Origin of the sequence: Lysinibacillus sp. KU-BSD001 (assembly GCF_042920265.1) — a bacterium.
Taxonomy (GTDB): Bacteria; Bacillota; Bacilli; order Bacillales_A; family Planococcaceae; genus Lysinibacillus_B.
Window position 1 is genome coordinate 119,163 of sequence record NZ_JBDQZI010000012.1, and the last position, 11,592, is coordinate 130,754.

11 protein-coding genes and 4 tRNA genes are annotated in these 11,592 nt (G+C 41.1%); 14 read left to right on the plus strand and 1 reads right to left on the minus strand.

Annotation, left to right across the window (positions count from 1 at the left end; genetic code table 11):
- Positions 1 to 169: 169 nt before the first annotated feature.
- The 3 genes from AAGS61_RS16220 (at position 170) to AAGS61_RS16230 (ending at position 4,011) form a co-directional block, all read left to right on the plus strand.
- On the plus strand, positions 170 to 1,687 hold the full coding sequence (locus tag AAGS61_RS16220) for a DEAD/DEAH box helicase (RefSeq protein ID WP_391374182.1): 1,518 nt from the start codon (positions 170 to 172) through the stop codon (positions 1,685 to 1,687).
- Between the two features lie 367 nt (positions 1,688 to 2,054).
- Entirely contained in the window at positions 2,055 to 2,534 is a 480-nt protein-coding gene (locus tag AAGS61_RS16225; protein ID WP_391374185.1) for a PH domain-containing protein, read from the plus strand.
- On the plus strand, positions 2,527 to 4,011 hold the full coding sequence (locus AAGS61_RS16230; protein WP_391374188.1) for a PH domain-containing protein: 1,485 nt from the start codon (positions 2,527 to 2,529) through the stop codon (positions 4,009 to 4,011). Before AAGS61_RS16225 ends, AAGS61_RS16230 begins: the two co-directional genes overlap by 8 nt.
- A 14-nt stretch (positions 4,012 to 4,025) precedes the next feature.
- Here the strand turns inward: AAGS61_RS16230 and AAGS61_RS16235 are convergent, their stop codons facing one another.
- Positions 4,026 to 4,634, minus strand: coding sequence for a rhomboid family intramembrane serine protease (locus tag AAGS61_RS16235; protein WP_391374191.1), 609 nt, complete (start codon positions 4,632 to 4,634; stop codon positions 4,026 to 4,028).
- Positions 4,635 to 4,700: 66 nt separating this feature from the next.
- Between AAGS61_RS16235 and acpS the strand changes: the two genes are divergently transcribed.
- The 11 genes from acpS to AAGS61_RS16290 all read left to right on the plus strand — a co-directional run bounded on the left by acpS (position 4,701) and on the right by AAGS61_RS16290 (position 11,546).
- On the plus strand, positions 4,701 to 5,054 hold the full coding sequence (acpS, locus tag AAGS61_RS16240) for a holo-ACP synthase (protein WP_391374193.1): 354 nt from the start codon (positions 4,701 to 4,703) through the stop codon (positions 5,052 to 5,054).
- 62 nt (positions 5,055 to 5,116) lie between these two features.
- Positions 5,117 to 6,118, plus strand: coding sequence for a LolA family protein (locus AAGS61_RS16245; RefSeq protein ID WP_391374196.1), 1,002 nt, complete (start codon positions 5,117 to 5,119; stop codon positions 6,116 to 6,118).
- A 79-nt stretch (positions 6,119 to 6,197) separates the two neighbouring features.
- Complete coding sequence (gene alr / locus AAGS61_RS16250) at positions 6,198 to 7,322, plus strand: alanine racemase (RefSeq protein ID WP_391374199.1); 1,125 nt, start codon at positions 6,198 to 6,200, stop codon at positions 7,320 to 7,322.
- Between the two features lie 147 nt (positions 7,323 to 7,469).
- Positions 7,470 to 7,754, plus strand: a complete 285-nt coding sequence (locus AAGS61_RS16255) for a transcriptional regulator (protein ID WP_391374202.1) — start codon at positions 7,470 to 7,472, stop codon at positions 7,752 to 7,754.
- A 4-nt stretch (positions 7,755 to 7,758) separates the two neighbouring features.
- The gene (locus tag AAGS61_RS16260; RefSeq protein WP_391374204.1) at positions 7,759 to 8,109 is read left to right on the plus strand and encodes a type II toxin-antitoxin system PemK/MazF family toxin; all 351 of its coding nucleotides are present in this window, start codon (positions 7,759 to 7,761) and stop codon (positions 8,107 to 8,109) included.
- A 146-nt stretch (positions 8,110 to 8,255) separates the two neighbouring features.
- A complete protein-coding gene (locus AAGS61_RS16265) occupies positions 8,256 to 10,427 on the plus strand; it encodes a Tex family protein (protein ID WP_391374207.1) in 2,172 nt (723 codons plus the stop codon).
- 130 nt (positions 10,428 to 10,557) lie between these two features.
- Positions 10,558 to 11,031 (plus strand): SprT family protein, encoded by a 474-nt coding sequence (locus AAGS61_RS16270; RefSeq protein WP_391374209.1) that lies wholly within the window; start codon positions 10,558 to 10,560, stop codon positions 11,029 to 11,031.
- A 183-nt stretch (positions 11,032 to 11,214) separates the two neighbouring features.
- Positions 11,215 to 11,289, plus strand: a tRNA-Asn gene (locus tag AAGS61_RS16275).
- Position 11,290: 1 nt separating this feature from the next.
- Positions 11,291 to 11,365, plus strand: a tRNA-Glu gene (locus AAGS61_RS16280).
- Between the two features lie 25 nt (positions 11,366 to 11,390).
- Positions 11,391 to 11,466 (plus strand) — tRNA-Asp (locus AAGS61_RS16285).
- Positions 11,467 to 11,471: 5 nt separating this feature from the next.
- Positions 11,472 to 11,546: transfer RNA gene (locus AAGS61_RS16290), tRNA-Gln, on the plus strand.
- Positions 11,547 to 11,592 lie beyond the last annotated feature (46 nt).

The following is an 11,592-nucleotide window of genomic DNA, read 5'->3' on the forward strand; positions in this document are numbered from 1 at the left end:
TCGGCAAAGACCGGGCTTTCCTTTTCATATAAGAGAGCTCTGCAAATAGCAGGGAGAATTTTTTAAGTAACGGAAACGTTCCATAGTACAGGCTCGAGTTTGCCGACATACTTCATCTGAAAATGTAACCATTTGTCAACTTAAAAGGAAAAAAAGGAGATTGAAGAGTTTGACAAATTTTTCAGAATTAAACATTAGCGAATCTACACTACGTTCAGTAAAACGTATGGGATTTGAAGAAGCAACACCAATCCAAGAAGGTACTATTACATTTGCAATGGAAGGCCGTGATGTATTAGGTCAAGCGCAAACAGGTACTGGTAAAACTGCCGCATTCGGTATTCCTCTAATCGAAAAAATCGATCCTAAAAATCCAAACATTCAAGCGTTAGTTATTGCACCAACTCGTGAATTAGCGATTCAAGTATCTGAAGAGCTTTACAAAATTGGTTATGATAAGCGCGTTAAATTATTATCTGTATATGGTGGACAAGAAATCGGACGCCAAATTCGTGCGCTTAAAAATAAGCCACAAATTATCGTAGGTACACCAGGTCGTATTATTGACCATATTAACCGTCGTACACTAAAGCTTGACGATGTACAAACATTAGTATTAGACGAAGCAGATGAAATGTTAAACATGGGCTTCATCGATGATATTAACTCGATTTTAGAAAACGTACCATCAACTCGCCAAACATTACTATTCTCTGCAACAATGCCTCCTGCAATCCGTAAAATTGCTGAGACATTCATGCGTGATCCAGAGGTAGTAAAAATTAAAGCGAAAGAATTAACAATGGAAAACATTGAGCAGTTCTTTGTAAAAGCACAAGAACGTGAAAAGTTTGATGTTCTATCTCGTTTATTAGACGTTCAAAAACCGGAGCTAGCTATTATCTTTGGTCGTACAAAACGCCGCGTAGATGAGTTATCTCAAGCGTTAACTTTACGTGGTTACCTTGCAGAAGGTATTCACGGTGATTTAAGCCAAGCGAAACGTTTATCGGTTTTACGTCAATTTAAAGAAAGCAAAATTGACATTTTAATCGCAACAGACGTAGCAGCACGTGGTCTTGATATTTCAGGTGTAACGCACGTGTATAACTTCGATATTCCACAAGATCCAGAATCGTACGTTCACCGTATCGGTCGTACAGGCCGTGCTGGAAATACTGGTTTAGCGGTGACATTCGTAACACCACGTGAAATGGGTTACTTACGTATTGTGGAAGAAACAACGAAAAAACGCATGACACCACTTCGTCCACCGAGCACAGAAGAAGCGCTTGCTGGGCAACAAGAAGTAGCAATGCAAACATTAGTAGAATTAGTTCAAAATAATGATTTAGGCAACTACCGTGAGTTAGCAGCGCAAATTTTAGAAAATAACGATGCTATCGATGTAGTAGCAGCTGCCATTAAAACAATGACAAAAGAGCCTGATGCAACGCCTGTAACAATTACAGAAGAGCGTCCATTACCAATGCGTCGTGAGCGTTCTCAAGGTGGCGGAGGCCGTGGTCGTAATGATCGTGGTGGACGCGGAGGCGGAGGAGACCGCCGTCGTAGCGGCAGCGGTGACCGTAATCGTGGTGGTGAACGCGGAGGCGATCGTCGTCGTAGCAATGACCGCGACCGTAATCGTGGAGATCGTCGTCCACGTCGTCGTGACGAAAAATAATGTTCATATGAACCGTTCCTTTCGAGGGACGGTTTTTTTAGGTTAAGGAAATTATAAAATTTCGCATTGTGGATAACGGTTGTGAAAAAGAACAGCTACGTCTAGGCGAAAGCGCCATCCCCTCGCGACGCTTCGACTCCCTCCTACGTGTGGCAAGCACACTTGTCGGGATTCTCCAGCGCGTGTCGGGGATAAGCAGGCGCTTTAGCGCTTTTGTTCATGGCTATTATAGATGAATTACTAGCTAGCGGTTCTGCATGAGGGGATATAAGTTAAGTATATATTTGGGTTAAGGCCCTTATTTTTAGAAATGAAACAAATTCAGCGTTCAATCGTATAAAATACAAAGAAGAAAGAGGTGGGAAAGATGAGGGAGCAACCGAAATATAAAATCCCCGAAAGAGGGGTAACGGTCTGGCGTATTTACGGACTATTTCAAACGCTACTGCTCGCAATACTTGCAGGTGTTGCAACATTTTTAACGTATACATTTGAATGGCCGCTTTATATTTACCTGATTGCTTGGGGGATTGTTATACTTGCTATTATTTTGTTTATTTGGATTTTCCCTAACGTCCGATACAATATTTGGCGTTACGAGGTACGTGAACAGGAAATCGAAATTCAAAGTGGTTTATTCGTCGTGACGCGGACGTTAATCCCGATGGTACGTGTACAGCATGTAGATACAGAACAAGGACCGATTTTAAAGCGGTATCGTTTATCGAATATTTCCATTTCATCTGCAGCCACGACACATACCATTCCTTTTTTAGAAACGCATGAAGCAGATGCATTACGCGCGCGCATTTCAGAATTAGCAAGGGTGGCGGAAGAAGATGTCTAAATTAAAACTACATGCTGTTTCTGCCCTGATTAACTGTGTCAAAGCGTTAAAGGATATGGCAATACCGATTATTATTATCTTTGTAGCCAATGGGTTTAATTTTACGTTGAATTTTCGGGATGAAAGATTTTTTAGCCAAATGATTCCACTCTTTATTTTAGTAGCAGCACTTATTTTTACATTTGTATCAGGGATATTAAAATGGTGGACGTTCCGCTATTGGTTTGAGGATAGTGAGTTGCGGGTGGAATACGGATTGTTTGTTAAAAAGAAGCGTTATATCCCGTTTGATCGTATTCAAAGTTTAAATTATAAAGAAGGTATTTTTCACCGGATATTTGGACTTGTGCAAGTATTAGTTGAAACAGCAGGCAGTAAAGATGGGAAGCCAGAAGCGCAGCTTACAGCCATTACACGTGCAGCAGCTGATCAGATTGAACAGGAAATGAACAAGGCGAAAATGCGCGGACGTGTAGAAACGGAAGTAACGGCTGGGGTAATCCAACCACAAGGGCGTGTCATTCATAAAATGTCCCCAAAAGATTTAATTATATTAGCGACAACGTCTAGTGGGATTGGTGTCGTGATATTTGGGGTATTCGCTGTGATTTCACAATTTGCGGAATATATCCCATTTGAATGGATTTATGATGAATTTTCACATCTTGTGAAGTATAGTATTGCACTCATCATTGGGCTTATTTTTATCGGAGTATTAGGTGCATGGATTATATCTGTTGCGCTTACGCTCTTAAATTATTTTGATTTTACGGTAACAGAGGAAAATGACCGGCTGATTATTACACGTGGGTTGCTTGAAAAGAAGCGGATCACGATTCCACTGAATCGTGTGCAGGCGATTAAAATTATTGAAAATCCCCTTCGTCAGCCATTCGGTCTTGCAACGGTGCAAGTAGAAAGTGCTGGTGGGGGTTTTGCAGAAGGGCAAGATAAAAAAATCGTGTTGTTTCCACTTATTTCGAAAAAAGAGGCGATGGGACCACTTGCTGCCCTGTTCCCGCAATTTCAGTTTCAATTAGAGGAACAGCAGATGATTCGCTCGCCACGACGTGCACGTCCATTTTTCTATCGCATTGATTTCCTATGGTTAATACCTTTAATGATTGTCCCGTCTTATGTATTTTATCCTTATGGGTTATTATCGTTGTTACTCGTTATTCCGGTTATATTATTAGGGATATGGCAACATAAAACCGCCCGTTTTCAGGTGTATGGTTCGCAGCTAATGATTATTTATCGTCAAATTAGTCGAGTCACCTTCTGCGTAGAGAAGAGCCGCATTCAAGTGACAGAGCAAAGGCAAAGCTATTTCCAAAAGCGCAAGCAAGTAGCGACAGGGCAAGTCGTCGTTATGTCAGGGATGGCGGGTGCGAAGGCAAATGCCTATCATATGGAGCAGCGAGATATTGAGGCTTTAATGAACTGGTATGAATATAAAAAAACTTCCGAAGAGTAATTTCGGAAGTTTTTTTATGCGCGATTGCGCCAGACGACAGTCGGTTTTCGTTTAAAGAAAAATAAACCGAGTACGAAGCCCGTTGCTAAGCCGCCGATATGACTCGCAGCATTCACGTTAGATTGTAAGAATGTTAAAATGACACTAATGACGATCAGGGGCAACATAATTTGTCTGAGCTCAGGCATTGTATGACGATAGCGGTATAAAATAGCACCAAATGCGCCGAAAATACCGAAAAGCGCACCACTAGCTCCTACTGTTGCATACATAGGATCTTGTGTTAACAATGTCGCTAAGCCACCACCGATACCAGATAAAAAGTAAATCGCTAAAAATCGTACTTTCCCTGCCATTTTTTCTAATTCTGGGCCAAATAAAAATAAAGAGAACATATTAAATAAAACATGCATAAAGCCGCCGTGTAAAAACATTGCTGTAATAATGCGCCACCACTCACCTTGCATAATTGCGCCATTGACACTTATACCGAAGTAAAAAACTTCATCGCCCAACTTTGGGATTAATGTCAAAATGTAAATCGCTAAATTAACCGTTAGCAGTGTAGAGACGACAGGGTACCTATGAATGTACTGTTTGAAATTTTCGTTACGTATAAACATGATTCCACCTCGATTTAATAGTATTATACATGGATTGATAAGTAGATTGAAAGGATGAGGTACTAAATGATTCTAGGAATTGGACTTGATTTAGTGGAACTAGAGAGAATAGAAAAGGCGCTTATGCGATCATATAAGTTTGCAGAACGTATTTTAACCGAAAAAGAACGTGCCATTTTCGACACACTTTCGAAGTCACGTCAAATTGAATTTTTAGCTGGGCGTTTTGCAGCAAAAGAAGCCTATTCCAAAGCAAAAGGGACAGGCATTGGAAAAGGCTGTGAATTGCATCAAATTGAAATTTTAAAAGATGAGGTAGGTAAGCCTGTTCTTTATTTTGACGGCGTACTGGTTCATGGTTTTATTAGCATTACGCATACAAAACAAGTAGCAGCTGCTCAAGTTGTCTTGATGAAATAGTACATAAAATGCTAAAACACGCCATACAATTACGGTAAGGAACATGGAGAAAGGGTGGGGCGTTGCGATTTCGTCTTATTAGTGTACTAGTTATAATGAGTTTTTTGTTAGTGGCATGTGGAGGTTCATCACAGGAGAAGGTTGTTGGGAAATTAGGGGAAGAATGGGGTGACGGAAAAGGGTACGAGCTTACCGCGACAATGGAAATGAAAACAGGAGGGGAGCCGCGCACATATGATGTTAATGTATGGCATACAAAGCCTGATTTTTATCGTGTGACGGTAACGGAACAGAATGACAATGTCACGCAAATGATTGTACGGAATGAGGAAGGTGTCTTTGTTGTGACACCAGCATTACGGAAAACGTATAAATTCCAGAGTGAATGGCCGAAGCAAAATAGCCAAGCCTACCTCATTGGTGCGCTTGCGCAAGACATTGCGGAGGACAAGGAAGCGGTCATGACAGAGAAAGACGGCGAGTACATTTTTGAAACAGCAACACGCAATGCAGAGAAAACAGGTCTACCGCTACAAAAAATTATTGTCGATAAGAAAACGATGCTACCAAAATCCGTTGTCATTATGGATGAAAGCAAAGAGGAAAAAATCATGATTGATTTTAAAGAAATTGATTTATCCGTTGCGCACAAAAAAGAAGAGTATGCAGTTGAAAAATTCTCAGAAAATGAGGAAAATGAGGTAGCAGCTGCCGATATAGAGGATAAAGAGTTGCAAACGCATTATCCATCTGTTCAGTGGGAAAATACGAAGCTTGCGGATGAGACAGTCATTCAAGAAGATGGAGTAGAGCGTGTTGTTTTGACGTTTGAAGGTGAGAAGGCATATACATTAATGCAACAGCCAGCAGCATCAGGGAATTCGGTATTGCCTGTATTTGCACCAGGTGATTTAGCGGATTTAGGATTTACAATTGGAGCGATTACAGATACATCGATTAGTTGGGAAAAGGACGGTGTATCATTCTTCCTTGCCTCAACGAAACTGACAAGAGAAGAGATGATGGAAGTAGCAGCTTCCATGACAGTAGGAAATGTAAAATAGCAAGTGCTTTGTTGGGCGGATAGAGACGTACAACAATATAAAATCTAGTTGATAAATGACAAAAGAGGGTATAAGACAAATGGAACAGACACACTATTACCGTCCGACAAAGGCAATGATTGATTTACAAGCAATTCGTGACAATGTACAAAATTTGCGTCGTCACTTGCAAGATCATGTACAAATTATTGCTGTCGTAAAAGCGAATGCTTATGGACATGGAGATGTAGAAGTCGCACGTGCGGCATTACAAGCAGGGGCAACCATTTTAGCAGTTGCAACACCCGACGAAGCAGTACACATACGTAACCATTTTCCGGAAACCGATATTTTAGTGCTAGGTGCAGCACCCGTATCGTTTGCACCGTACGCAAGTGAACATCGTATTATGCTAACGGTATTTTCACCGAAATGGGTCAAGCAATTAAAAGTAGCACCAGCACTTTCCAAGCCTCTGCTACTACATATGAAAGTGGATTCAGGAATGGGCCGAATTGGTGTCACATCGAAAGCGCAGTTACTTGAATTATATGAAGAAATCCAAGCAACACCGAATGTTGTAGTTGATGGTGTTTTTACGCATTTTGCAACAGCTGATGAGGAAGAGACACAATACTTCGATCACCAAGCGAGTCTGTTTAAAGAGCTCATTGCGGCATTACCAGTTAAACCGAGACTTGTACATGCAGCGAATACGGCGACAGCTTTAATTAAAGACACAACGCTACAGTTTGATGCAGTTCGTTACGGTATTTCGTTATACGGTTTAGCGCCTTCCGGTTATGTTTCGCATATTTTACCGTTTCCGATTCATCAAGCGCTCTCATTAGAAACAGAGCTTGTCCATGTGAAACAATTAAAAGCAGGGCAATCGGTTGGTTATGGTGCAACGTACACGGCAACAGAAGATTGCTTTATTGGTACGTTACCAATTGGCTATGCAGATGGGATGATTCGCAAATTAGGCGGACAAACCGTTCTTGTAAGAGGAGAGCGTTGTCCAATTGTGGGGAGAATTTGCATGGATCAATGTATGATTTTATTGCCACGTGCATATAATGTTGGAGAACGAGTAACATTGTTAGGCGCACAAGAAAACGATTTTATTTCAATCGATGAATGGGCGACAAAATGCGACACAATTAACTACGAAGTGCCATGTATCATCACTTCACGCGTTCCGAGGATGTATAGTAACAAATAAAAGCACGAAATTCTACTAGAAACCGCGCGGCTAATTACAAGGATTGTCAGATTTTTTGTATTCTTGTCTTTTCATTGCCAATGTTCGATGTTAAAATGAACTTGTAATGTAGAAGTGTACGTATGGTTTTGGGTGGAGGTGCTTTCTGTGTACGCGAAAAAATTGGAAACGCAAGATTTAATGGTAAAACAAACGAATGATTTTTTTACAGAATTCAAACATATGTTTGAATTGATTTATTTTAGCGAAAATGAGGTCACGTACATGTCGACTGAAAATTTTTCGAAGCATACACAACCAAATCATATACGGGAAGCTTTAATGAAGGGCTATGTGGAAATGTCACACATCAATCTGGCAATTTGTAGGGAATGTCTACATGCAGAGTATGAGGCAGAACATATGGTAGAGCGTCTCGTTAGCGGGGGATGACAATTTGATTGTAAAACGTGGGGACGTTTTTTTTGCAGATCTTTCACCTGTTGTAGGTTCTGAACAAGGTGGTACAAGACCTGTCTTAATTATTCAAAACGATATCGGAAATCGATTTAGCCCGACGGTTATCATCGCTGCAATTACTGCGCAAATTCAAAAAGCAAAATTACCTACGCATGTGGAAATCGATGCGAAAAAGTATGGTTTCGAGCGCGACTCGGTAATTTTGCTTGAACAATTGCGTACAATTGATAAATCACGGTTAACAGACCGGATTACGCAGTTAGATGAAGCGCTCATGGAGAAAGTAGATATTGCATTAGCGATTAGCTTAGGGTTAGTAAAATTTTAATACATAAAAGTAAAGAGCATCGAAACAGCGCAATGTTTCGTCGCTCTTTTTTGTTTTAATGTAGAGCATATCAAGGAGTGAATAGTAAGCTCTTTTTTAGTGGTGATGGTAAAATGAAGTCATGAAAAATGAAAGGTAGTGGAATGATGGAACAAAAGAAAATGTTGCAGCTCATTGCAATAGATGCGAATGTAAAACCACATCAAGCAGAAGCTGTTATTAAGCTACTGGAAGACGGCAATACTGTACCGTTTATCGCGCGCTATCGTAAAGAAGCGACGGGTTCTCTTGATGAGGTGCAAATTAAAGCGATTGAAGACCGCTACCATTACATACAACAGCTTGAGCAACGGAAGGAAGAAGTACTACGTTTAATTGATGAGCAAGGGAAGTTAACAGAAGAACTATCGGTTGCCATTCAAGCGGCAACGGTTTTACAACGTGTGGAAGATTTGTATCGTCCGTACAAACAAAAGCGTCGTACAAAAGCGACGATTGCTAAAGAGCGTGGACTGGAACCACTGGCAGATGCGTTAATGAAGTTCCCTAAAGGCACGATAGAACCGATTGCTGCTAAGTATATAGATGCTGAGAAAGGCGTCGAATCAACCGAAGCTGCTTTAGCAGGTGCGCGAGATATTTTAGCAGAACGCTTTGCTGATGATGCATCCATTCGTGAACAGTTACGCAAGCTCTCCCGTCGTGAAGGCAAAGTTGTAACCGTTGGAAAGAATGCAGAAAAAGATGAAAAGCAAGTATTCGAAATGTACTATGAATATGAAGAGCCAGTCAATCGTATCGTACCACATCGTATTTTAGCGATTAACCGTGGTGAGAAAGAGGACATTTTACGTGTATCTATTGCCGTACCAGTAGAGCGTGCAATCCAAGCGATGGAGCATAAGTGGATTCCCTCAAAATTCATGGGTGATGCAGTGGCACAAGTAAAGGAAGCGATTGCCGATAGCTATAAGCGGTTAATTGAGCCATCCATTGAACGTGAAATTCGTGCCGAACTAACAGAAAAGGCAGAAGCACAAGCCATTCATATTTTCTCGGAAAATTTACGGAATCTTTTATTACAACCACCCATTCGTGGCAAAATGGTACTCGGCGTGGACCCGGCTTACCGCACAGGTTGTAAACTAGCTGTTATCGATGAAACGGGGAAAATGCTGGAGGTAACAGCCATTTATCCACATCCACCAAAACCGGATGTTGCAAAGTCTAAAGAAACGGTCAAAGCGTTATTGAAAAAATATCCGATTACAATGATTGCGATTGGCAATGGCACTGCTTCTAGAGAAACAGAGCAGTTTATAGCGGATACATTAAAAGAGATAGAAGGTAATATTGCATACGTTATCGTCAATGAAGCAGGTGCTTCTGTGTACTCCGCTTCAGATGTCGCACGTGCAGAGTTCCCAGATTTACAAGTAGAGCAACGGAGTGCGGTGTCGATTGCGCGCCGTTTGCAAGATCCACTTTCTGAGCTAGTGAAAATCGATCCGAAAGCGGTGGGAGTAGGCCAGTATCAGCATGACGTTTCGCAAAAGCAATTAGCAGAATCGTTAGCATTTATTGTGGAAACGGCTGTAAACCAAGTCGGAGTTGATGTCAATACAGCCTCTGCTTCGCTCTTACAATATATTTCAGGGTTATCAAAAACAGTAGCCGAAAATATCGTCAATGCCCGTGCAGAAGGTGGGAAGTTTACGTCTCGTGCACAATTGAAGAAAATTCCGCGTCTTGGTGCCAAAACATATGAACAAGCGATTGGTTTTTTACGTATACCAGAAGCAAAAAATTCACTGGATGCAACAGGGATTCACCCTGAAAGTTATCCATTAGCAGAACAAATTTTACAAATTGCCGGTGTGACGAAAAAGGATGTCGGTTCTAAAAAGGCAGAAGAGGCAATTGCTACGTTATCGATTTCCGATTTAAGTGAGCAACTAGGGGTTGGTGAAGTAACCATTCAAGATATCGTCGACACGTTAATGAAGCCGTCGCGTGATCCACGAGATGCCTTTCCGCAACCATTATTAAAAACAGATGTACTACAAATGGAAGATTTACAAGTCGGTATGGAACTACAAGGGACAGTACGAAATGTAGTCGACTTTGGGGCGTTTGTTGATATTGGTGTGAAGCAAGATGGACTTGTCCATATTTCGAAAATGAGAAAACAACGCGTGAAACACCCGCTTGATATTGTTTCATTAGGTGATATCGTAACCGTATGGGTAGAAGGCGTTGAAGTGAAAAAAGGTCGGATTTCCCTAACAATGCTACCACCAGCAGCGCAAAATGATTAAAATAGAAAGTGTACGGGGATTCCTTGTACACTTTTTTGTATGGAGAAGAAGTATATTTGCAGATGTATGAAACGAACATGCAGCTTTGAAACGATTGAGGGAATATTTTGGTGATTTGGAGGTGGATGATATGACAGATGAACAAGTACAGCAATTAGTAGAACAATTATCGCTTGCTTATTTTAAAGTCCCGTTTTTACATCAAGCGTATTTTAATAGTCGTTTAAAAACGACAGGTGGCCGTTATTTGCTGCAGTCCCATAATATTGAACTCAATAAGAAACTCTATGATCATTTTGGTGAGGAAGAACTGCGGGGGATTATTTTGCATGAACTATGTCACTATCACTTACATATAAGAGGGATGGGTTATAAGCATCGGGATAAGGATTTCCGTGAGTTATTAAAAAAAGTGGGAGCTCCTCGTTTTTGTTCTACTATAAAAGAAAATCAAAAAAAGAAGCGGAGACAGACAATTCATACGTATATTTGTGTAGGGTGTCAGCAATTATATAGAAGAAAGCGCAAAATGGATGTAAGTAAGTATTGTTGTAGTAAATGCAGAAGTGCAATTACCTATGTAAAAAGTGAAATAATCGGGTAGAATGGGTGTTTAAGAAGGAATGAATAGACTTGTTTTATACTGAAGAAACCTTATAAAACAAGGGTTTGTGAGCTTTTTGAAAAAAACTTAGAAAAAAGTTTATAAAAAGTGTTGACGTTTAGGATAGACCTGTCTATAATAATAAAAGTCGACAGCGTGATGCGAACGACAAACGAACAACATTCCGAAGTAGCTCAGTGGTAGAGCAACCGGCTGTTAACCGGTTGGTCGTAGGTTCGAGTCCTACCTTCGGAGCCATGGCCCGTTGGTCAAGTGGTTAAGACACCGCCCTTTCACGGCGGTAACACGGGTTCGAATCCCGTACGGGTCACCACTTATAAAAGAAGATAAAATATTTAGGTCCCGTGGTGTAGCGGTTAACATGCCTGCCTGTCACGCAGGAGATCGCCGGTTCGATCCCGGTCGGGACCGCCATTTGTTGGGGTATAGCCAAGCGGTAAGGCAACGGATTTTGATTCCGTCATGCCTAGGTTCGAATCCTAGTACCCCAGCCATTTCCGAGCCATTAGCTCAGTCGGTAGAGCATCTGACTTTTAATCA

What these genes read in the sequence shown, in the direction of transcription:
- acpS (WP_391374193.1), top strand. Translation starts at nt 4,701, where the DNA reads ATGATTCTAGGAATTGGACTTGATTTAGTGGAACTAGAGAGAATAGAA.
- AAGS61_RS16265 (WP_391374207.1), top strand. Translation starts at nt 8,256, where the DNA reads ATGGAACAAAAGAAAATGTTGCAGCTCATTGCAATAGATGCGAATGTA.
- AAGS61_RS16225 (WP_391374185.1), top strand. Translation starts at nt 2,055, where the DNA reads ATGAGGGAGCAACCGAAATATAAAATCCCCGAAAGAGGGGTAACGGTC.
- AAGS61_RS16270 (WP_391374209.1), top strand. Translation starts at nt 10,558, where the DNA reads ATGACAGATGAACAAGTACAGCAATTAGTAGAACAATTATCGCTTGCT.
- AAGS61_RS16235 (WP_391374191.1), bottom strand. Translation starts at nt 4,634, where the DNA reads ATGTTTATACGTAACGAAAATTTCAAACAGTACATTCATAGGTACCCT.
- AAGS61_RS16230 (WP_391374188.1), top strand. Translation starts at nt 2,527, where the DNA reads ATGTCTAAATTAAAACTACATGCTGTTTCTGCCCTGATTAACTGTGTC.
- alr (WP_391374199.1), top strand. Translation starts at nt 6,198, where the DNA reads ATGGAACAGACACACTATTACCGTCCGACAAAGGCAATGATTGATTTA.